We start from the raw sequence: 20607 nt of genomic DNA on the forward strand, positions 1-20607 counted from the left end.
AAATTTTTATTGAACGCTGAAAGAAGGACATCAATGTCATCAGAAAATCGAATTGAATTATTAAGAAAAATTTTAAAAGTACCCACTATTAATGAAAACGAAGGCCGGATCGCAGATATTATTGAAGCGGCCTTAAAAGATCTACCAAATCTCACATTTACGCGAGTTCAATATGCCCCAGGTCGTGATAACTTAATTGTAGATATTAATCAACCTGAAAACCAAAGTAAAGTTCTTGGCTTTAACGGACATTTAGATGTTGTAGACACTGGCAATACAGACTTATGGACCTATGCGCCCTTTGCGGCAGTAATGACTGACGATCGTATTTATGGTCGTGGTGCTGCTGATATGAAAGCCGGTGTCGCTGCAATGGTTTGTGCGGTTAAAGAATTGTTAGAAGCTGGTGCCACATTTAATGGCGGCATTCGCCTGTTATTTACAGTCGGGGAAGAAATTGATAATTTCGGTGCCCGCCAGTTAAGTGCCTTAGGTTATAGCCAGCCTTTAACCGCCTTAGTCGTTGGCGAACCAACGGGACAAGCTATCTGGCATGCTCATAAAGGTATTATAGATTTCACAGCACAAGCCACCGGTAAAAGTGCCCATGGTGCCATGCCTGAATTGGGGATTAATGCGATTGACCATCTTTTTGATTTTTATGCCCAGGCAAAACAGACGATGGCCCCGTTATTGGCAAAAGTTGATCCTGATCTAGGCCAAACTACATTTAATGTCACTTTAATTTCTGGTGGTAATCAAATTAACAGTATCCCTCAATTTGCTAAACTCCGGGGTAATATTCGAACAGTCACTGCAGTTCCCAATGAGACGATTATTGCAGCATTAAAGGCAGCTACGGCTGAAATCAATACTTTACCAGAACATAAAATTGAGCTCACCATTGATTCCACAATTAATGCCATTTCCAGTCCCGCAAATTCTGAAATTGCGACTTGTGTCCAAAATGCCGCTAAAACTCATGCTTGGCCTGTAAAACTCACAGTTGGTGCACCAACAACAGATGCAGCTTTGTTTGAAACTGACCAGCATCAATTTCCTTTTATTGTGATCGGTCCGGGCAATACTTCTGCACATCAAGTAGACGAATATGTGACGATTCAAGATTATTTAAAAGTCACTGATATTTATAAGTCTGTCATTACGCAATATCTTGCCTAATAAAAATAAGCCTCTATCAAGTGATCACCGCTAAATTGCGATGTCTGCTTGATAAAGGCTTATTTAATGTTCATTTAGTCGTCAATCCCCATGACATTGCGTACAACGTCTGCAATACGATCAACATAATTATTAACTTTTTCTTCAGTAGCTGCTTCACCCATTACCCGTAATAAGGCCTCTGTCCCGCTAGGCCGAACTAAAATCCGACCATCTCCGGCCATTTCTTTTTCAACCGTATCAATTGCGGCCACAATTTCTGGGTAATTCTGCCAGTTTTTCTTATCTGACACTTTAATATTGACTAATTTTTGTGGATAAGTACTAACTTCAGCTGCAAGTTCTGATAGTTTTTTACCGGTAGATTTAATGACGTTTAATAGCTGTAATCCAGTCAGCATGCCATCCCCAGTATTATGGTAGTCCAGCAAAATGATATGCCCAGATTGTTCACCGCCTAAGTTATAGCCGTCTTTACGCATTTCTTCAACGACATAGCGATCACCTACATCAGTTTGTACAGATTTTAACCCATTGGCATTCATTGCTTTGTACAAACCGATATTGCTCATTACAGTTGTTACAATTGTATCTTTTTTCAAACGGCCTTTTTCACTGAAGTATTTACCGAGAATAAACATAATTTTATCCCCGTCCACAATATTACCCAACTCATCAACGGCAATACAACGATCGCCATCACCGTCAAAAGCCAACCCAGCATCGGCTTTTTTTTCAACGACTGTTTTAGCCAGGGCTTCAGGATGGGTAGAACCTACATTTTTATTGATATTTAAGCCATCTGGGCTCGTTGCAATTGTTGAAAATTCAGTCTCTACATCGGCGAATAAACGAGTTAATAAACTAGACGTAGAGCCGTTTGCCCCGTCCAAAACAATATTTAACCCTGAAAGATCATCTGATAAAGTTTGACCTAAGAATTGTAAATACTTCAAAGAACCTTCTGGATAATCTTCTACGTAGCCTAAGCCTTCTGCAGAAGGTCTTGGTAATTCGTCAACTTCAGCATCAATATATTTTTCAATTTCTTCTTCGGTTTCATCAGATAATTTATAACCATCTGAACCAAAGAACTTGATGCCGTTATCTTCAGCTGGATTATGGGATGCTGAAATCATGATCCCGGCATTAGCATCTTGTACCCGGATTAAGTAAGCCACAGCCGGTGTTGTAATTACCCCTAGATCCAAAACTTCAATACCAACTGATAGTAGCCCTGAAATTAAGGCATCTTTTAACATCGTCCCTGAAATACGGGTATCTGTTGCTACTAAAACTTTAGGTTGGGCATGGTCTGCCGCATGCTGTGTCAAAACATAACCACCCGCACGGCCTAATTTAAAGGCCATCTCTGGTTTTAATCCCTTATTGGCTACGCCACGAACACCATCAGTACCAAAATACTTTGTCATTTTTTCTCTCACCTATTCTAATCATTATTCGGCTTCACTATCGTCTGAATCTGTAGACTGACTGCCACTACTGCTGCTCTTTGAAGCGGTGTTACTGCTTTGACTGGAGCTGCTGGCAGTTTGCGAACTATCGTTGTCTTGTGAAGCACTTTTACTTGTACTACTACTATCAGACTGGGTTACCTTGATCGTTACACGAACAGATTCAGGATCCACGCCTTGTAGATTCGTATCTTTTAAGCTAACATTAATATCTTTTGTTGTTGTCTGGGTAATACCAGTAACATCCACCGGTATCGTTAGTGATTTAAGTTTATCTAACACATCTTGTTTCCCAGATACTTTTACACTAGTTGTATCACTTGTAAAACTATAGGCTAATTGACTGTCACTATCACCGCTTTGTTCAAAATCTAAATCTAGTTTCTTCGTCGGTAAATAAATCGGAATATTTACATGAATTGTTTGCGGATCTAAAACCACATTAACGATTTTACCAGATTTATCTACAGCTTGTAATAAAACTTCTTGATCAACGGCTGTTTTTCGATTGTTTTCAGTATTTACACTGGCAATAATTTGATCAACCTTGGCAATATCACTCTTAGAACCCGTAGCATTAACGGTTTCTTGACTCATTTTAGTTGTGCCAATCGTATAGCCATCTGCCACACTATCTTTATTAAACTCTAATTGAATTGGGAATGTTTTAGTTTGCTTCGGCTGTATATTAACAGTAATATACTTCGGTGAAATTTGATAAGTCAAATCTTTATTAATTCCCTGTTGCTGCAAGCGAACCCGATGTTTGCCAACGCTCAAATCCCGCAGATCGGCGCTGACTTTAAAATTCTGGGTATTCACGGTTGTCGTTACTAACGCACTTGGCCCTTCTAAGCGAACCGTTACTTTTTCAGGATAACCTGTAATAAAGTACTTGTCGGTGTCACTTTGAACCTCAAGGGGGACTTTAACCGATTTCTTTTTATTTGCCAACTGTTCTTGATTATTCTCTTGAGAACCACGGGTTGTGGATAAACTGCCTTCATTGACATAAGCGAACAATCCAATCGCAAAAATCAACGAAATTATTTTATACACCCAAGGCCGATTAAATAAATTATTCATTACTTAGGCCTCCTTTTGAAAAGACCTTCAAGAAAGATGCGGATATTATTTTTTTCTTCCACAGGTGTGTGAATCAATTGTGTCTTTAGATAACGTAAATAATCTTCTTGTGTTAAATCCCGTAATAATTCGCTATTCTTCGTAATTGTAACGCCACCGGTTTCCTCGGAGACAACAATTGTCAAAGCATCTGTCACTTCACTAATGCCCACAGCAGCCCGGTGTCTTGTCCCTAACTCTTTAGGGATCAGATTACTTTCGGATAATGGTAAATAAGCAGCCGCAACCGCAATCTTCCCATCTCGAATAATAACTGCCCCATCGTGTAATGGCGTATTCGGAATAAAAATGTTGATCAGCAGTTCCCCGGTGACGTCCGCATCTAGCGGAATCCCAGTTTCAATATAATCCTCTAAGCCAGTGGACATTTGCAAGGTAATCAATGCCCCAATCCGTCGTTTGGACATATATTGAATTGCTTTATCTAGGCCCTTAATCATATTTTCAGTTTCTTTATTAATCTCTTGACTACTCCGTCTAAATAAAGCAGTGCGGCCTAAATGCTCTAAACCACGTCTAATTTCCGGTTGGAAAATCACCACAAGGGCCAAAACCCCCCAATTAATGACTTGATCCATTATATATGAAACGGTCTGTAAATTTAAAAACCAACTGATAAATTTAATGACCAGAATCACAATGATCCCTTTCATCAATTGAACGGCTTTAGTGCCTTTGATCAGCATTATCAATTTGTAAATAAAGTACCAAACCACAGCAATATCCAACATTCGCATCAAATTCTGCAATGTTAAAATATCGGTCCAACTCATTGACATGCTCAACCTCCTAAAAAAATCGTTCGCACTATTATACCATGAAACAACCTTACCTTTATGATAACTTCACCGACTTTTCCCGTAGATTACGATTAATTTAGATTTTCTTTTATTATATTATTACAAAATCTGATAGAATTGATTTTATACTAATTTTACGATATGGGGCTTTTCATCATGCAGAAAAAACAGTTGCAGTGGCTTATCCGGCTTGTCTATATTTTATTTCTAATTTATGCTTTCTTTTTCATTCAAGATCCTTATGACTTTATCTTCTTAAATACGCTATTGGCGTACATTCCAATTGAATTAGCTTTTCACCTCACCGCTAATCGACCCAAACATAATATTTTCTTTTGGTTGATTTTTATTGTATGGCTCTTATTTTATCCGAATAACCCTTACTTATTAACAGATTTATTCCATTTAACCTTGCTACATCCCTATAATCCGGCAACGATGCTGATAAAAACCGACATCCATATCTGGCTGTACTTCGCTTATTTAGTGGGCACCGCCATTGTTACTACAATTATTGGCTTAGCCACTTTTGAAAATGTTGTCCAAGCCCTAACGCAACGCTTCTTTAAAAATAATATTTTAGTGCATACCTTTATTTTTGAATTACTTTTATTTTTAACAAGTATCGGTATCTATATCGGGCGTTTTTTAAGAATCCACACAGTTTATTTATTAGATCCCCAGGCGATCATTCAGCCACTTTTAAAAATGTGGCATTTACAAAGTATCCAGTTTTTCCTAATTATCTTCGGTTTGTTAAATCTAATTTATCTCAGTATTTGGATCTTCCGGCAATTATTGCACAAAAATGAATTGTGATCAAAAATAACGCAAGAGTTTATGTCTTTAAACTTTTGCGTTATTTTTTTAATTGTGCATCTTAAATTCTAAAAATAAATCATTATACACTTCAACCCATTTAGGTCCCAAGTCTTGATAGACCTCTAAATTTTTCATTGTCTGACTGTCCGGATAGAATTGCTTATCTTCACGAACCGCTTTAGGTAACAAGGCTTGTGCTTTTTTATTAGGCGTTGCATAGCCGATATATTGGGCGTTTTGTGCCGCATTTTCCGGTCGCAGCATGAAATTGATAAAGGCATAGGCAGCTTTTTTATGCACCGCTGTTTTTGGCATTACAATATTGTCAAACCATAAATTACTGCCTTCGCTAGGCACAACATAGTGTAGATGGTCATTATTCGCGAGCATCTCTGCTGCTTCTCCAGACCAAGTGACAGCTACTGGTGCTTCTCCGGCAATCATATACATTTTAATTTCATCCGCTACAACAGCTTTTACATTGGGTGCTAGACGATTCAATTGATCTGCAGCCTGGCGCAACTGCTGTGGTGATTTACTATTCATACTATACCCAGATTCGACTAAGGCCATGCCCATAATATCTCGGGCACTATCTACAAGCATTAATTTATTTTGCCATTTTGGCGCCCATAAATCTGACCAATGATCAATTTCACCAGCTTTAACGTATTGATCATTATAAATAATGCCTAAAGTCCCCCAGAAATAAGGCACGGAATAACGATTATTAGGATCAAAGCTTTGATTTAAAAATTGTGGTTCAATATTTTGTAAGCCTTTAATTTTTTTTGGATCTAAAGGCAGCAGCAATGAAGCTTTATGCATTTTTTCAATCATATAATCACTCGGGATGGCGATATCATAGGCGGTACCACCTTGCTGGATTTTAGTAAACATCGCTTCATTACTATCAAAGGTTTCGTATTTAACTTGATAGCCTGTCTCTTTTTCAAATTTTGTAATTAAGGCTGGATCAATATAATCACCCCAGTTAAAAATCGTCAGCGTTTTACTGGCGTTATCTTGCCCAGAAGCTTTATTTAAGGCGTGTACCCCTAGGCCTAAGAGTGCACTAACAATTAAAATAATGGCCGCAAAGATACCAAATCTTTTCATTGCAGATAAGCCCCCCCTCTTTGGCGCTTATTCCGACGAGATTGCGTATATTGATTAATGAAGTAATAACCCACAATTAAGAGAATAGAAAAAATAAACATGATCGCAGATAAGGCATTGATTTCTAGGTTGATCCCCTGCCGTGCTCTTGAATAAATTTCAACGGATAACGTCGCAAAACCATTACCGGTTACAAAAAAGGTGACAGCAAAGTCATCTAAAGAATACGTTAATGCCATAAAAAAGCCAGAGAAAATGCTCGGTAAAATATAAGGTAGGATCACTTTACTCAAAATCTGCCACCGATTTGCCCCCAAGTCCCGAGCTGCATCAACCATTGAACCATTCATTTCTTTTAAGCGGGGTAAGACTAACAAGACAACGATGGGAATTGAAAAGGCAATATGACTGGCTAAAACAGACCCAAAGCCTAAAGCAATGCCCAATGTCGTGAATAAAATCAAAAAACTAGCCCCAATAATGACATCTGGTGAAACCATTAAGATATTATTTAAAGATAAGATAAAGTTTTGTAACTTACGCTGCTTTAACGTATGGATCCCTAACGCCCCCATCGTACCAACGATTGTGGCTACTAGAGAAGACAGTAAGGCGATGAGCAACGTATCTAACAAAATAACAATTAAGCGACTGTCAGAAAATAAAGTTTGATAATGGCTTAGGGTAAAGCCTTTAAAAGTAGACATATTTGTCCCGCTGCTAAATGAATAATAGATCAAATACAAAATTGGCGTATAAAGTAGGGCAAAGGCAAAAATTAAATAAAGTCGGCCGCCCCAATGCTTATGCTTTGCCATGATTTTTTCTTGTCCCCGCCTTTCTTGTTCCAGAGGTCAGTGTCATTGTTAAAAACATGATCAAAATTAAGATCACGCCGATGGTTGACCCCATCCCCCAGTTCATTGTTGTTAGGAAATGTTCTTCAATTGCGGTGCCCAGTGTAATAACCCGGTTCCCCCCAATTAATCTGGTGATCATGAATAAAGAAAGTGACGGTATGAAGACGGCCTGAACACCAGACCGTACCCCGTTAATACTGATGGGAAAAATCACCCGCCAAAGTGTCTGAAAATTATTTGCACCTAAATCATGGCTGGCCTGAATTACTGCTGGATCAATATCCACTAGTGAGTTATAGATCGGTAAAATCATAAATGGAATTTGGATATAAGCCGCTACTAAAACAAAACTTGTATTTGTAAATAGAATTTGTTGCGGGCCAATACCCATAAATGTCAAAAAGTGATTTACAGCGCCGGTTTGTGAAAAAATACCAATAAATGCGTAGGCTTTTAGCAATAAATTAATCCAAGTTGGCAAAATAATTAATAGAATCCATAATTGCCGATGTTTTAATTTTGTTAAAAAGTAAGCCGTCGGATAGCTGATAACTAAAGTGATTAACGTAATTAAAAAAGCGTAGACAAAGGAGTTTAACGTCATTTTTAAATAAACTGCCGAGCTTAAATAATTTTTATAGTTGGCTAAAGTTAGCTGATGATCTAAACCAAAAAAGGACTGGTAGATAATTAAAGCGACCGGTGCAATGACAAAAAGTGCGATCCAAATAAAATACAACGAAAAATAAGACCATTGCCGTGTTTTATGATTCAGTGTTGTCACCTTCCTCGTACTGGCTTAAGCGGGCATCAAAATCTTCTTCTTCTTCCCCAAACCGCATAACGTGTAAGGCTTGCGGTGTGAAATTTAAGCCAACTTTTTCAATATCTTCTACCGAATTGGTGGTATGAATTAACCATTGATTACCATCTTCGTCATGACTCGTAATTTCAAAATGATCCCCTCGAAATAGCTGTGAATCCACTTGAACAACTAGCTTCCCCTGATCTTGAGTCGTGACTTCAATATCTTCAGGCCGCAAAACGACTTCAACGGCTTCATTCGGCCGCATCCCGGCATCGGCACATTCGAAACGTTTACCGACAAACTCCACTTCAAAGTCTTGAATCATTGTCCCTGGTACAATATTGCTTTCACCAATAAAATCAGCCACAAAATGATTGATAGGTTCATCATAAATATCCACTGGCGAACCGCTTTGCTGCAGCTTACCATCATTCATTACAATAATTTCATCACTGACCGCTAAAGCCTCTTCTTGATCGTGGGTCACAAATAAAAAAGTAATGCCCAATCGCTGCTGTAAAGAGCGTAATTCATATTGCATCTGCTGTCTGAGTTTTTGATCTAATGCAGATAAGGATTCATCTAACAACAATAACCGAGGTTCATTAACAATTGCTCTGGCAATTGCAATTCGCTGTTGCTGCCCACCGGATAGTTCGGAAATCATCCGATTTTCAAAGCCGCTCATCCGGGTAACCCGTAAAATATCTGCCACTCGATCTTCAATTTCTGATTTTGGCACTTTGCGCAAATTTAGCCCGAAAGCCACGTTGTCAAAAACATTTAAATGTGGAAATAAAGCATAATTTTGAAAAACGGTATTCACTTTTCGTTTTTCTGCCGGCAGATTCGTGATGTCTTCGCCGTCAAACAAGACTTGGCCTTTATCTGCTAGAATTAACCCAGAAACAATACGCAAAATCGTAGTTTTTCCTGAGCCGGAAGGTCCTAAAAAGGAGTAAAATTTACCTTGATCTAAGGTGAAACTAACATCGTCTAATGCTAAAAAGTCATCAAAATATTTGTAAACGTGCTGTAATGCTAGGATTGTTTCTGAGCGTGCCATGATCAAGCTCCTTTAGATTTGTTTTAATTAAACTAGTGATATACATTTAAAAAAGTTATAATAATTGTAAATAATAAATATACAGTAACCCGGAGGTCAACATGTCAGATTATCAAGCAATCAACCTTACATTGCAAGAAGATGGTCAAGTTCTACCACAGTATGTCGGTAAAAACTTACCTACTTTAAAAAATAATGATGTCTTAATTCGTGTACAATACTCTAGTATTAATCACAAAGACGCCCTTACTTTAAATGCTAAAAGTGGCGTTGTCCGCAATTATCCAATTGTGCCTGGTATTGATTTTGCGGGCATGGTCATCGAGTCTGATGATCCTGCATTTTTTGTCGGTGATAAAGTGGTTGGTACCGGTTTTGAATTCGGCGTTAAGCGAGATGGCGGCTACAGTGAATTTGTCCTGGCACCTGGGCATAAAATTTTCAAAATTCCACGGCCATTAACGATGCGCGATACAATGATTTTAGGCACAGCTGGTTTAACAGCTGCCATTTGTCTGAGCCATTTCTTACAATTAAAAGCATCTACAAATAAAGATATTCCAATTTTAGTCACTGGTGTTACCGGTGGTGTTGGCGGTTTAATACTTGCGATGCTACGTAAGTTAGGCTTTACCAACCTCACAGCAGTCACCCGCCGGACGGATGTTAATGGTTATCTAACAGACTTAGGTGCAACTAAAATCATTGATCCGCAAAAATTAAAGAACTCTAGACATAAACCGCTATTAAAAGGGGAATATGCAGCGGTCTTAGATAGTGTTGGTGGTCAACTGCTAGGGGATATCTTAGGCCGTTTGGAATACAACGGCTGCGCCATCACTTGCGGGAATACCGCCGGCAATAACTTCGGCGCAAGTGTTTTACCGTTTATTCTTCGGGGCATTAAATTGATTGGCGTGGATTCTGTAGATTATCCTGCCCCAGATCGACAAGAGCTCTGGCAGCTATTAGCTTCTTCTTTCCGATTAGACAGTGAACACTCTGTTGCGGTTCATGAAATTAGCTTTGAAGATATGTTGCCAACGCTCAAGGATTTCAGTGAACATCCGCAAATGGGCCGGACAATTATTGCCTTTCCATAGCCAATGCGTTAGGCTTCAATTTCTTGATCGGTCGTCATGACCACTGCATTTTCCGTGTAGTTGATCTGCTGCCGTAATTTACCAGCAACGCTATTATTAATTAATCCTTTTTCGATCATCTCTTGAATAGCCCCCCGCTGACTGGCTAAAGCGTGGGTTCGCAAAATTACTAATTGCTGTTCATAAGCTTCTGTGCGTCGATTGCCAATATCTTTTAGGTTTGCTACCCGACGCCGATAACGGGTAACCAATTGATAAATGGCCTGCCGGTTAAATTTCTGCGCCCGATTCTCAGGTAACTTCAAAAATTCAGATAAGTGCTTTAGGCCGCCTTTGGCCATTTGTTTTTCAACGAACAGCTTTTCATTAAAGAAAGGTTGTTCGCTATTTTTTTGGGATGTTTTAAACGCTAAGAAATGATTGGTTTTTGTTTGAACTCTAAAGAAAAATAACTTAAATTTAACCCGCCATTTACCCTTTTCAATATCCGCTAGATCTTTATGCCGTTGAATCAGACTTTTTTCGTAATATTGGAAGGTTTTAACTTGAATTTGATTTTGTTTCCATAATGCTTCTAAAGCTGCAAGCTCACCATCTAGGCCGACTCGGTTTAGGATCAGCTCATCTTTTAAAATTGGCGGTAATTGATCGTCATCGGTCAAATCCAGCTCGCCTCGGCGAATCATCGTTTGATATTCCTGTATTAAATCCAAGGCAGCCCGCTGATTGCTCTCTCGTTTTTCAGATTCAATTTTGTGTACCGCTACTTGATACATATACAACTGTGCTTGGGCGACGGTATAAGAAACTTGTGTACCGCTATTTTCATCTTCTTCATCATCATCTAGATTCTCATCTGCTGTTGGCAAACTCCCCCGTAACCGCAACGGCCGGCCATTGGGGATGAACAGCGGAATGAAAACAATCGCCATAATCAAACTGACCAAAACAACCCCCGCGGCTACGAATAGCATCATTGACCGCTGCGGAAAACTTTTACCGCTGGCAATCACTACTGGTACGGATAAAACCCCGGCCATGGTAATTGCCCCTCTAACACCGGTCAAGCCGGATAGAATAGCGATTTTAAAACTTGGTCGTTCATCACTACGTTTTCGTAAGTAATTCAATAAAATATTGCCGTAAGTCCATAAAGTCCGGATTAAGAACATGCCAAACCAAGTAATAAAGACATACAAGATTGCATTTCGCGTACTGATATCTGGATTTTTAATAACTGCACCAAAAGCTACGGGCAGTTCAATCCCTAAAATTAAAAAGACAACGCCATTTAATAAATAAACGATAATATCCCATGTTTTTTCATTAACAATATTTAATTCTGCTAAGTAGTAATCAGAATATAAATTCCGTTGATTACTACCTACAATACCTGCAGCAACAACCGCAATAACACCGGAAGCATGAAAAACTTCTTCAGCAATTAAATAAATAATAAAAGGCGTGCTGACTTGCAGAATGGTATGTAAAACGACATCGGTAATCCCCTGTCTAAGGAAAAACTGCTTTAAAAATTGCAATAAGAACATTAACAATAAGCCAATAATTGCGCCCACAATACTGATATAAAAGAAATCACCTACTGCTTGACCTAATGAAAAGACACCGGTAACTGTGGCAGCAACCCCATACTTAAAGCCGATCAAACCACTGGCATCGTTGATCAGACTTTCGCCACTAACAAGATGTAAAATGTTTGACGGTAGTTTAGCACGTTCTGAAATAGATTGCACAGCAATTGGATCGGTGGGGGACAAAATAGCCGCCAAGGCAAACGCAGCTGACAGCGGCAACGCTGGAATTAAGTAATGAATTAAATAGCCGCCTAAAAAAGTAGTAATAAATACTAAAATAATGGCATTGGCAACAATTGGTCCCCGCAAAGCCCACAATTCTTTTTTAGGAAAATGAAAGCCGTCATTAAATAGTAAGGGTGCAATAAATAGCAACATAAACCAGCTTGTGTTTAATGGAATCTGAAAGTTAAAAATCACCGCAATCAATAAGCCGATGATGACTTGGATTAAACTGACCGGTAAGATCACAACATAGTGACTGATAATATTTGAAATGATCACAAAAACTACCAGTAAAATGACACCTTCAATAATTTCCAAAACACTGCCCCCTCCAATTAATACCGTCCATGATTCACTAATATCTCATTATAGACTATCTGATCAGCCCGTTAAAACATTTTTTACCACCACTAAAAAAGCGGTGTAGATTTTCTACGCCGCTACGCTGCTTGTTAAGCCTTTGGTTCGCCAATAATTCGAACTTCAGGTTCCAATTTAATTTGGAATTTTGCCCAAACTTCTTTTTGAACAAAATGAATCATCGCCATATAATCCGTGGCCGTGGCATGATCAATGTTTACAATAAAACCTGCATGTTTCATAGAAATTTGAGCGCCGCCGATGATTTTGCCTTGTAAGCCGGCTTCTTGAATTAACGGACCTACAAAATGATCGGCCGGACGTTTGAAAACGCTGCCGCAAGAAGGATATTCCAGCGGTTGCTTACTTGCCCGACGCGCATTCAAATCTGTCATTTTGGCTTTAATCGCTGTAAAATCACCAGGTTCTAAGGTGAACGTTGCTGAAACGACAACACCGCCATTTTCTTGTAAGGCACTATGCCGATAACTAAAGCCCATATCGGCCCCATTAACGGTCACTAAATTACCGTTAGCATCTAAATAACGATAGGCCGTTACTGCGTCTTTTATTTCACCGCCATAAGCACCAGCGTTCATGAAGACAGCACCGCCCACACTGCCAGGAATACCAGCAGCAAATTCTAGACCTGTTAAGCTGGCTGCTAAAGCCATTTCGGAAACATCAATAATTTTGGCGCCCGCTTGTGCGACAATCGTATTGCCTTTAGCTTCAATTGTTTTCATTTCAGTTGTAATGACTGTCAAGCCGCGAATACCACCGTCTTGAACAATCAAGTTACTGGCATTGCCAATAACTGTCAACGGTAGTGCCTGTTGTTGCGCATAAACAACAAGCTTTTCTAAAGCTGCTTCTGTTTTAGGAAAAGCTAAGATGTCCGCCGGTCCACCTGTTTTTGTAAAGGTGTAATGGCTTAATGGTTCATTATATTTAATTTCAAGTTCTGAACTTGCCAAATCCTTGATCAAACTTTTCGCCCCTGTTCAAATATAGTCATTATTAGTAAAATAGCATTACTATGAATTCTAACAGAAATAATCCGAATATTCTATGTTAGAATCTTCAGCTGTCTTGTCAGCTTTTGAATTTTCTGTAAAATAAAAGATAAGCTTAAGGAGGCTTTTATTATGAAATTTGTATCTTGGAATGTCAATGGCCTACGTGCCGTTTTGAAAAAGGACTTTATGACTATTTTTAACGATCTATCTGCTGATTTTTTCTGTATTCAAGAAACAAAAATGCAAGCCGGCCAAGTTGATTTGGACTTACCCGGTTATTACACTTATTTCAACTATGCCGTTAAAAAAGGTTACTCCGGCACTGCTATTTTTACAAAACATGAGCCGGATAAGGTCACTTATGGCTTAGACATTGCTGAACACGATCAAGAAGGTCGGGTTATCACTTTGGAATACCCTACTTTTTATTTAATAACGTGTTATACGCCCAATTCTCAAAATGAATTAAAACGGTTAGATTACCGATTATCTTGGGAAGATGCGTTTCGCAATTATGTCTCTGAACTCAGCGCGCAAAAACCAGTTATCTTTTGCGGCGACTTAAACGTTGCCCATGAGGCCATTGATTTAAAAAATGATAAAACCAATCATCATAATGCCGGTTTCAGTGATGAAGAGCGGGGCAAATTTACCCAGTTACTGGATGCTGGATTTACGGATACTTTCCGTTATTTTTACCCCGATTTAGAAGGCGTCTATTCTTGGTGGAGCTATCGTTTTAACGCCCGTAAAAATAACGCTGGTTGGCGCATTGACTATTTCATCACTTCTAATGCCTTGCAGCCAAAACTAAAAGACGCTAAAATTTTAACGGATATTTTAGGTTCAGATCACTGTCCGGTGGAATTGGACACTGAAGATTTACTCTAAGGAGGCTAAAATGAACTTTACCGCTATGGATTTTGAAACCGCTAATTCAACGACTGGCAGTGCTTGCTCAATTGCTTTAGTTGTTGTGCGGGATGATCAAATCACCGATTCGTTTTATACATTAATTAATCCTGAAACTTATTTCAGCAAACGTAACATTCAAGTGCATGGTATCACGGCTAAAGCGGTCGCTCAAGCACCGACTTTTGATCTTGTTTGGCCCCATATTGCCCCGTTATTTGATCCACAGCACTTAGTAGCGGCCCATAATGCGAGTTTTGATATTCGAACTTTAAAAGGGGCTTTGGCAAATTATAAATTGCCTGAGCCTCACTTTTTAACCTTAGATACTTTACGCACTAGCCGCAAATTTTATCCGGAATTTCCCAATCACAAGTTAAATACAGTCGCTAAAGCTTTACAAATTGATTTAAAGCATCATCATAACGCTTTAGACGACAGTATTGCTTGCGCCAAGATCTTATGCCATCAGGTACAGCAATTTGGCCCAGATCGCTTAAAAACACTTGTTAAACTAGTCTAGCAACCGCGCCATCTGCCATAGATCAATAAATCCGGCTTTCGGGTCATAATAGCCCCGTTGTAACGTACCTTCTACTTGAAATGCTAATTTTTTATATAGTTTTACAGCCCGCTGATTTCGTTGTTGAACCGTTAAAGTCAACCGACGGATGAGGCGGGTTTGTTTTGCCCAATCAATCCCATCTTCTAATAGCATTGTACCGATTTGATGGCCCCAATAAGCTTTTTTCACCGAAATTCCAATTTCACCGATATGCCGCAAGTGCAAGTCTTCTTCTCCGGCAATCCGCACCATACCTACAATTTCATCACCTAATAAAGCTAGTAATAGCAGATTATTATCAGATTCATAAATATCTGCCAAGGCTAAAGCCTCAAGTTCTGGTGTTTGTCCATAATCTTCTGCGGTGACTAATAAGTAATTTGACTCCGTACTAACCTGTTTTAAATAGGCCAATAATGCGGCGGCATCTGCGGGCACTGCTTCACGAATGATGAGGGACTTTGCCTGTTTAGTCATGATGAAATGCACTTAAGACTGCGGTGGTTAACTGCTGATAGTGTGTACCTGTAGGCTCAAAAATAATTGTCCGTTGGGCATCATCTGCGGGATCTTTTGTAAGTTTAATTGTCAAAAATTCAGCGGGCAGTTCACTTTGAATAAACTGACTCCATTCTACAATGACAATCCCCTGGCCATCAAAGTACTCCTCTAGGCCAAGTTCATCACTGCCGCCGTTTTCCAGTCGATACATATCCATATGATATAAAGGATAGCGGCCTTCTTGATATTCACGAATTAACGTAAATGTTGGTGATTTTACAGGCCGTTTAATGCCTAAGCCACGGGCAATGCCTTTCGTAAAAGTTGTTTTTCCGGCACCTAAATCCCCATCTAATAACACTACATCGCCAGGTTTTAATTTTGAGCCTAAAATTTCGCCCAATTGAACGGTTGCCGTTGCATTTTTTGTCTGCAAATCAATCACTTCACTTTTAAATTTATTTATTTATTGTAACAAAAAATAAGTGGCTAAAACAAAAGAATCTCTGTCTTAGCCACTTATTTCTATCATTTTTAGTTAAAACCACACTGGTAACATTGCAGCTGATAGCATCACACCATCATATTTAACCGCATCCGATTTAATTTGGCTATGCAGTGTTATCAATGCCTTAGGAAAGTTCTCTTTTTTAGCAAACCAACTTAGACAAATTTCTTTAGTAAGTTGCGTTGCCACTAACTTGCAATCTTCAGTTTTTTCCAATTCTTTAGCATAGGTTAATAGCATCTCTTGTAGATCCGGCCGTGCTTTAATCTCTGGATCGCTGTAAGCCTTGCTTAATTCATCCATCATTATTTTGACATTAGCTTCATTTTTCGCACCCATATTAACCCCTCCTAAATTTATTTACACACAGATGTTACCACTTTTTAAAAAAATAACAACAAAAAAACTGAACCAAGATTAAGCGCTTGATTCAGTTTCATTATAAAAATAATTAGTTTCAGCCTACACCAAAATTAAAGGGCTTGAGCTGCTGTGATAATTGATAATTTATAAACGTCTTCTTCGTTAGAACCACGAGATAAATCAGAAATTGGTTTGTTTAAACCTTGCAAAATTGGGCCAATGGCTTCAAAACCACCGAAACGTTGGGCAATTTTGTAACCAATATTCCCAGCTTCTAGTTCAGGGAAAACAAAGACTTTAGCTTTACCAGCGACTTTAGAATCTGGTGCTTTTTGAGCGCCAACGCTAGGTACAAAAGCAGCATCAAATTGTAATTCCCCATCAATTTCTAATTCTGGTGCTAATTCATGGGCAATTTTAGTTGCTTCAGCAACTTTAGTAACTTGATCTGCCTTTGCAGAACCTTTTGTTGAGAAGCTTAATAAAGCGACTTTAGGATCAATGTCGAATAATTCAGCTGTCTTAGCAGAATCAACAGCGATTTCAGCCAATTCTTGGGCGTTAGGGTCAATATTAATCGCACAATCAGAGAACAAGTAACGTTCGTCTCCACGTTGCATAATAAAGGCACCACTAGTCCGACTGACACCTGGTTTTGTTTTAACAATTTGTAAAGCTGGACGAACAGTATCCCCAGTTGAATGAACCGCACCAGAAACCATGCCATTAGCTTTATCCATGTAAACTAACATTGTGCCAAAATAGTTGGCATCTCTTAACATTTCAACGGCTTGTTCTTTTGTATTTTTGCCTTTACGACGTTCTACAAAAGCATCTACCATAGCGTCATATTCAGCATAATCTGCTGGATTTAAAATTTCAACGCCTTCTAAATGGAAACCTTTTTCTTGCGCAATTTGTTTAATTTTAGCAGCATCACCTAACAAAATAGGTTTTAAAACTTTATCTGCATTCAAACGCGCAGCAGCGCCAATAATTCTTGGTTCATAACCTTCAGGAAATACGATGGTTAAATCTTTACCTTCAATTTTTTGTTTTAAGCTATCAAATAAGTCCACGTTTCAGTCCTCCAATAATAGTATGTAAACGTTATCGCTACTATCTTACACTTTTTTGTGAAATTTGTGAAGTCTGATTTACACTTCTCCTGGATTTTCGGGTAACTGCCAATCAATTGGTGATTCCCCAAACTGGATAAGTGCCTGATTTACTTTTGAAAATGGTTTGGAGCCAAAAAAGCCATGATAAGCCGCTAATGGACTAGGGTGTGGTGCGCTAATAATTGTATTCTTGGTTGTGTCAATCATCGCTCCTTTAGCTTTGGCCGCATTACCCCATAAAACAAAAACAACGCCACCTTTTTCAGATAATTTTTCAATCGCCTTATCAGTCAACTGTTCCCAACCTTTACCGCGATGTGAAAAAGCATGTCCATCTTCCACGGTCAAAACAGAGTTCAATAATAAAACACCTTGTTCAGCCCAATGTTTCAAATAGCCATGGTTGACCGGTTTAATCCCCAAATCACTTTCTAGTTCTTTATAAATATTTACCAAAGATGGCGGTATTTTCGTACCGGGCATCACTGAGAAGCTGCATCCATGGGCTTGATTAGGGCCATGATAAGGATCTTGACCTAAGATAACCACTTTCACTTTTGCAAAAGGCGTCCACTCAAAAGCTTGAAAGATATGGTACATATCTGGATAAATGGTTTTTGTTTGATACTCTGATTTTAAAAATTGATGCAGTGTCTTATAGTAAGTCTTATCAAATTCTGTACTTAAGACTGCTTGCCAATCATCATGAATTAATATTTTTGTCATTGGATATCCCCCTGCTCATAGCGCATTATAGCACATAATTTGGCTCAGCTTCGGCTGTACGTTTGTCTCTTAGACTTTATATGCTAAAATTAAGATAACATAGAAACTGGAGGCGTTTTACTTGATTAAACTTATCGCTTCAGACATGGACGGTACTTTACTAAATAATAAAATGGAAATTTCAGATAATAATGCAGCCGCAATTCGAGCTGCACAAGCTGCTGGCATTGATTTTATCATTGCCACTGGCCGTGGTATCTCCAAAGCCAAACCTTTAGTGACCAGTCATGGCCTGGAAACTGAATTCATCACCATCAATGGCGCTTTAGTGATTGATCGCCATGACCAGCCAGTTGTAAAAGTACCAATTCCTAACACCCGGGCTAAGGCAATTATCGACTTATTAAATGCCGAAGATTTTTATTTTGAGCTCGTCACTGATCAAGGCCCTTATTCAGAAAGCCGTGTCCGCCGAATTCAAAATGTGGCCGATCTGCTTGTTGTCTTAAATCCGGATCAGCCTTACAAAATCGCAGTTGCACTAGCTGCAGCCCGGTTAGAGTTAATGAATATCAACTATATTGATAATTTTTATGATTTATTAACTGACGAAGACATTAATATTTATAAGATCATTGCTTTTGATAAACGTGGCCAACAGGCGTTTGCCAATACTAAAGCCAAATTAGCCGAATTAGGACAGTTGGCTGTAACTTCTTCTTCAGATAATAATATAGAAATTAATGACGTTCGGGCCCAAAAAGGCATTGCTCTAGCACAATACGCCAAAATCAGGAACATCCCCATGTCTCAAGTTATGGCGATTGGTGATAACTTAAATGATGCGTCGATGATCAAAGCAGCCGGTGTTGGGGTGGCTATGGCAAACGCTGTCCCTGAGATCACAGAATTGGCTGATCGCACAACAGATTTCAACACTAAAGATGGTGTCGCCAAAGCTATTCAGTGGGCTCTGGATCAGAAAAATTAAACTGAATTTGGTGAATTTATGGAACTGTATATCAAAACACAATTTACGGATTTAAATCATGTAGCGCTAGTTTATGATCATAATAAAAAGCCCCTCTACTACCTCAGTGGTCGACAGGGCTTATTAAACGACAATTTCACGTTATATGAACTATCCGGTGAACCTGTTGGTGAAATCCGCCAGGTGGGCCGGGGCGTTTTACCTAAATTTGATATTCGGATTGATCGCCAAAAAGTTGGTTCGTTAACGCGGATGATTGGTGTTTGGCATCAATTTATTTTTGTCAGTGACCTAAAGTGGATTTTAATGGGTGATCTGCTGGATAATCACTATCAAGCTTTTCAACATGGCCAAATTATTTTTCAAGTGGACAATGTCATGCTGTCCGACGGTGCCTTAGCTCGAGAATTAAAAATCACTAATGCGGCTGATGCCCCAATTTGTATTTTAATCGCCATGGTTTTGGATCTGTGGTCTCGAAGCACTAAAAAACACCATGCCAATTCACCGATTGTTCATGGTCAGCTCATCTGGGATGATTAATTAGGCATTTAGGGCATAACGCATATGTTCATATTGATGACTGCCAATCATCAAAGTCCCACTGACTTCAAAGCCTGAGCGTTCATATAGCCGTTTTGCGCCAGGATTGGCAAAATCAACATTCAAAGATAAATAATCATAACCGTTGGGCACTTGGGTTTTCAAAGCGGCTAACAATTGACTGCCAATGCCTTGTCCTTGATACTTTGGCGCAACAGCTAACGCATCTAAATACCACTCTCCAGGATAACTTTCCTTATCTGGAAAAAGTGCTTGATCTGCCGTTAAACCAAGCTGTGACAAATAAGGGCGCAATGGCGCATCTATCTTAGCTTCGTCTGTTTCAGGATAACTTACGGCTAATCCTTGAATCACCCCGTTGGTATCGGTCTGGAGTAACGTCCGCCGATAACTGTAACGATAGTCTTCTGTCAAAAAAAGTGTTTCCAAAGTCTGAAAAAGATCAGCCTGTGGTACATCTTGAAGCTGCTCAATCTCCATCTCTTCAAAAATTTGATTTAAGATTGGCATAACGGCGGAACCATCTTCTGGTTTTGCAAAACGAATCATTTATTTTTAATCCCCTTTTTATAATTAAGCTATTTCCAGCTTAACATAAAACACTGATTGGAAAAAAGCATCCACTTATAATGGCTCCTTCTTTAGGAATCTTATAAATGAGTGCTTTTTATGTGCTTTGGGCGGTTTATTCCGCAATCTCTTGCGGTAATATAACCTTATCAAAAAAAGACAGTTGCTGGTGGATCAATTATGACTATAAATTTCAAAACGAAACA

22 protein-coding genes are annotated in these 20607 nt (G+C 39.0%); 7 read left to right on the forward strand and 15 right to left on the reverse strand.

What is annotated here, in order from left to right:
- Nucleotides 1-33 precede the first annotated feature (33 nt).
- Nucleotides 34-1182: an ArgE/DapE family deacylase gene (locus tag EKM93_RS00340; protein ID WP_164506938.1), complete on the forward strand. Its 1149-nt coding sequence runs from the start codon at nt 34-36 to the stop codon at nt 1180-1182.
- 74 nt (nt 1183-1256) lie between these two features.
- Here EKM93_RS00340 and glmM read toward each other — a convergent pair whose 3' ends face one another.
- From glmM to cdaA, 3 genes are read right to left on the reverse strand one after another with little or no spacing between them, the layout of a single operon-like run.
- A complete protein-coding gene (gene glmM / locus EKM93_RS00345) occupies nt 1257-2615 on the reverse strand; it encodes a phosphoglucosamine mutase (protein WP_125711900.1) in 1359 nt (452 codons plus the stop codon).
- Nucleotides 2616-2639: 24 nt separating this feature from the next.
- Nucleotides 2640-3743 carry a CdaR family protein gene (locus EKM93_RS00350; protein WP_125711902.1) on the reverse strand — a complete coding sequence of 368 codons (1104 nt, stop codon included), beginning with the start codon at nt 3741-3743 and terminating at the stop codon, nt 2640-2642.
- On the reverse strand, nt 3743-4582 hold the full coding sequence (gene cdaA / locus EKM93_RS00355; RefSeq protein ID WP_125711904.1) for a diadenylate cyclase CdaA: 840 nt from the start codon (nt 4580-4582) through the stop codon (nt 3743-3745). The genes EKM93_RS00350 and cdaA overlap by 1 nt, the downstream gene beginning before the upstream one ends.
- A 177-nt stretch (nt 4583-4759) precedes the next feature.
- On the opposite strand from cdaA, the gene EKM93_RS00360 reads away from it, so the two are divergent.
- Nucleotides 4760-5422, forward strand: coding sequence for a DUF1361 domain-containing protein (locus EKM93_RS00360; protein WP_164506939.1), 663 nt, complete (start codon nt 4760-4762; stop codon nt 5420-5422).
- 48 nt (nt 5423-5470) lie between these two features.
- Here EKM93_RS00360 and EKM93_RS00365 read toward each other — a convergent pair whose 3' ends face one another.
- The 4 genes from EKM93_RS00365 to EKM93_RS00380 are packed head-to-tail and all read right to left on the reverse strand — an operon-like array spanning nt 5471 to nt 9278.
- Nucleotides 5471-6544, reverse strand: a complete 1074-nt coding sequence (locus tag EKM93_RS00365) for an ABC transporter substrate-binding protein (RefSeq protein ID WP_125711908.1) — start codon at nt 6542-6544, stop codon at nt 5471-5473.
- Nucleotides 6541-7362, reverse strand: a complete 822-nt coding sequence (locus EKM93_RS00370; protein WP_125711910.1) for an ABC transporter permease — start codon at nt 7360-7362, stop codon at nt 6541-6543. The genes EKM93_RS00365 and EKM93_RS00370 overlap by 4 nt, the downstream gene beginning before the upstream one ends.
- Nucleotides 7349-8188, reverse strand: a complete 840-nt coding sequence (locus EKM93_RS00375) for an ABC transporter permease (RefSeq protein ID WP_318530786.1) — start codon at nt 8186-8188, stop codon at nt 7349-7351. The genes EKM93_RS00370 and EKM93_RS00375 overlap by 14 nt, the downstream gene beginning before the upstream one ends.
- Nucleotides 8169-9278: an ABC transporter ATP-binding protein gene (locus EKM93_RS00380; RefSeq protein ID WP_125711912.1), complete on the reverse strand. Its 1110-nt coding sequence runs from the start codon at nt 9276-9278 to the stop codon at nt 8169-8171. The genes EKM93_RS00375 and EKM93_RS00380 overlap by 20 nt, the downstream gene beginning before the upstream one ends.
- A gap of 101 nt (nt 9279-9379) precedes the next feature.
- Between EKM93_RS00380 and EKM93_RS00385 the strand changes: the two genes are divergently transcribed.
- Nucleotides 9380-10381: an acrylyl-CoA reductase family protein gene (locus EKM93_RS00385; protein WP_125711914.1), complete on the forward strand. Its 1002-nt coding sequence runs from the start codon at nt 9380-9382 to the stop codon at nt 10379-10381.
- Between the two features lie 8 nt (nt 10382-10389).
- Here EKM93_RS00385 and EKM93_RS00390 read toward each other — a convergent pair whose 3' ends face one another.
- Nucleotides 10390-12519: a cation:proton antiporter gene (locus EKM93_RS00390; RefSeq protein WP_125711916.1), complete on the reverse strand. Its 2130-nt coding sequence runs from the start codon at nt 12517-12519 to the stop codon at nt 10390-10392.
- A 134-nt stretch (nt 12520-12653) separates the two neighbouring features.
- Nucleotides 12654-13550, reverse strand: coding sequence for a UDP-N-acetylmuramate dehydrogenase (gene murB / locus EKM93_RS00395; protein ID WP_125711918.1), 897 nt, complete (start codon nt 13548-13550; stop codon nt 12654-12656).
- A gap of 159 nt (nt 13551-13709) precedes the next feature.
- On the opposite strand from murB, the gene EKM93_RS00400 reads away from it, so the two are divergent.
- Together EKM93_RS00400 and EKM93_RS00405 are read left to right on the forward strand one after the other, a co-directional pair.
- Entirely contained in the window at nt 13710-14471 is a 762-nt protein-coding gene (locus tag EKM93_RS00400; RefSeq protein ID WP_125711920.1) for an exodeoxyribonuclease III, read from the forward strand.
- A gap of 10 nt (nt 14472-14481) precedes the next feature.
- Complete coding sequence (locus EKM93_RS00405) at nt 14482-15015, forward strand: 3'-5' exonuclease (RefSeq protein ID WP_125711922.1); 534 nt, start codon at nt 14482-14484, stop codon at nt 15013-15015.
- On the opposite strand, the gene EKM93_RS00410 is transcribed toward EKM93_RS00405, so the two are convergent.
- The 5 genes from EKM93_RS00410 to EKM93_RS00430 form a co-directional block, all read right to left on the reverse strand.
- Entirely contained in the window at nt 15007-15534 is a 528-nt protein-coding gene (locus tag EKM93_RS00410; RefSeq protein ID WP_125711924.1) for a GNAT family N-acetyltransferase, read from the reverse strand. The two genes, EKM93_RS00405 and EKM93_RS00410, sit on opposite strands and share 9 nt — an antisense overlap.
- A complete protein-coding gene (tsaE, locus tag EKM93_RS00415) occupies nt 15527-16000 on the reverse strand; it encodes a tRNA (adenosine(37)-N6)-threonylcarbamoyltransferase complex ATPase subunit type 1 TsaE (RefSeq protein ID WP_376923126.1) in 474 nt (157 codons plus the stop codon). The genes EKM93_RS00410 and tsaE overlap by 8 nt, the downstream gene beginning before the upstream one ends.
- Nucleotides 16001-16096: 96 nt before the next feature.
- Complete coding sequence (locus EKM93_RS00420; RefSeq protein ID WP_125711928.1) at nt 16097-16405, reverse strand: bacteriocin immunity protein; 309 nt, start codon at nt 16403-16405, stop codon at nt 16097-16099.
- A 134-nt stretch (nt 16406-16539) separates the two neighbouring features.
- Nucleotides 16540-17508 (reverse strand): phosphate acetyltransferase, encoded by a 969-nt coding sequence (gene pta, locus EKM93_RS00425; RefSeq protein ID WP_125711930.1) that lies wholly within the window; start codon nt 17506-17508, stop codon nt 16540-16542.
- A gap of 78 nt (nt 17509-17586) precedes the next feature.
- Nucleotides 17587-18276 carry a uracil-DNA glycosylase gene (locus tag EKM93_RS00430; RefSeq protein ID WP_125711932.1) on the reverse strand — a complete coding sequence of 230 codons (690 nt, stop codon included), beginning with the start codon at nt 18274-18276 and terminating at the stop codon, nt 17587-17589.
- A gap of 121 nt (nt 18277-18397) precedes the next feature.
- Here EKM93_RS00430 and EKM93_RS00435 point away from each other — a divergent pair, with 121 nt between their 5' ends.
- A complete protein-coding gene (locus tag EKM93_RS00435) occupies nt 18398-19267 on the forward strand; it encodes a Cof-type HAD-IIB family hydrolase (RefSeq protein ID WP_125711934.1) in 870 nt (289 codons plus the stop codon).
- 18 nt (nt 19268-19285) lie between these two features.
- Nucleotides 19286-19810, forward strand: coding sequence for an LURP-one-related/scramblase family protein (locus EKM93_RS00440; protein WP_125711936.1), 525 nt, complete (start codon nt 19286-19288; stop codon nt 19808-19810).
- Here the strand turns inward: EKM93_RS00440 and EKM93_RS00445 are convergent, their stop codons facing one another.
- Nucleotides 19811-20380, reverse strand: coding sequence for a GNAT family N-acetyltransferase (locus tag EKM93_RS00445; protein ID WP_125711938.1), 570 nt, complete (start codon nt 20378-20380; stop codon nt 19811-19813).
- Between the last annotated feature and the right edge of the window lie 227 nt (nt 20381-20607).

It is taken from the genome of Agrilactobacillus yilanensis, from assembly GCF_003946725.1.
GTDB lineage: Bacteria > Bacillota > Bacilli > Lactobacillales > Lactobacillaceae > Agrilactobacillus > Agrilactobacillus yilanensis.

What these genes read in the sequence shown, in the direction of transcription:
- EKM93_RS00340 (WP_164506938.1), top strand. Translation starts at nt 34, where the DNA reads ATGTCATCAGAAAATCGAATTGAATTATTAAGAAAAATTTTAAAAGTA.
- glmM (WP_125711900.1), bottom strand. Translation starts at nt 2,615, where the DNA reads ATGACAAAGTATTTTGGTACTGATGGTGTTCGTGGCGTAGCCAATAAG.
- EKM93_RS00350 (WP_125711902.1), bottom strand. Translation starts at nt 3,743, where the DNA reads ATGAATAATTTATTTAATCGGCCTTGGGTGTATAAAATAATTTCGTTG.
- cdaA (WP_125711904.1), bottom strand. Translation starts at nt 4,582, where the DNA reads ATGTCAATGAGTTGGACCGATATTTTAACATTGCAGAATTTGATGCGA.
- EKM93_RS00360 (WP_164506939.1), top strand. Translation starts at nt 4,760, where the DNA reads ATGCAGAAAAAACAGTTGCAGTGGCTTATCCGGCTTGTCTATATTTTA.
- EKM93_RS00365 (WP_125711908.1), bottom strand. Translation starts at nt 6,544, where the DNA reads ATGAAAAGATTTGGTATCTTTGCGGCCATTATTTTAATTGTTAGTGCA.
- EKM93_RS00370 (WP_125711910.1), bottom strand. Translation starts at nt 7,362, where the DNA reads ATGGCAAAGCATAAGCATTGGGGCGGCCGACTTTATTTAATTTTTGCC.
- EKM93_RS00380 (WP_125711912.1), bottom strand. Translation starts at nt 9,278, where the DNA reads ATGGCACGCTCAGAAACAATCCTAGCATTACAGCACGTTTACAAATAT.
- EKM93_RS00385 (WP_125711914.1), top strand. Translation starts at nt 9,380, where the DNA reads ATGTCAGATTATCAAGCAATCAACCTTACATTGCAAGAAGATGGTCAA.
- EKM93_RS00400 (WP_125711920.1), top strand. Translation starts at nt 13,710, where the DNA reads ATGAAATTTGTATCTTGGAATGTCAATGGCCTACGTGCCGTTTTGAAA.
- EKM93_RS00405 (WP_125711922.1), top strand. Translation starts at nt 14,482, where the DNA reads ATGAACTTTACCGCTATGGATTTTGAAACCGCTAATTCAACGACTGGC.
- EKM93_RS00410 (WP_125711924.1), bottom strand. Translation starts at nt 15,534, where the DNA reads ATGACTAAACAGGCAAAGTCCCTCATCATTCGTGAAGCAGTGCCCGCA.
- EKM93_RS00420 (WP_125711928.1), bottom strand. Translation starts at nt 16,405, where the DNA reads ATGGGTGCGAAAAATGAAGCTAATGTCAAAATAATGATGGATGAATTA.
- EKM93_RS00430 (WP_125711932.1), bottom strand. Translation starts at nt 18,276, where the DNA reads ATGACAAAAATATTAATTCATGATGATTGGCAAGCAGTCTTAAGTACA.
- EKM93_RS00440 (WP_125711936.1), top strand. Translation starts at nt 19,286, where the DNA reads ATGGAACTGTATATCAAAACACAATTTACGGATTTAAATCATGTAGCG.
- EKM93_RS00445 (WP_125711938.1), bottom strand. Translation starts at nt 20,380, where the DNA reads ATGATTCGTTTTGCAAAACCAGAAGATGGTTCCGCCGTTATGCCAATC.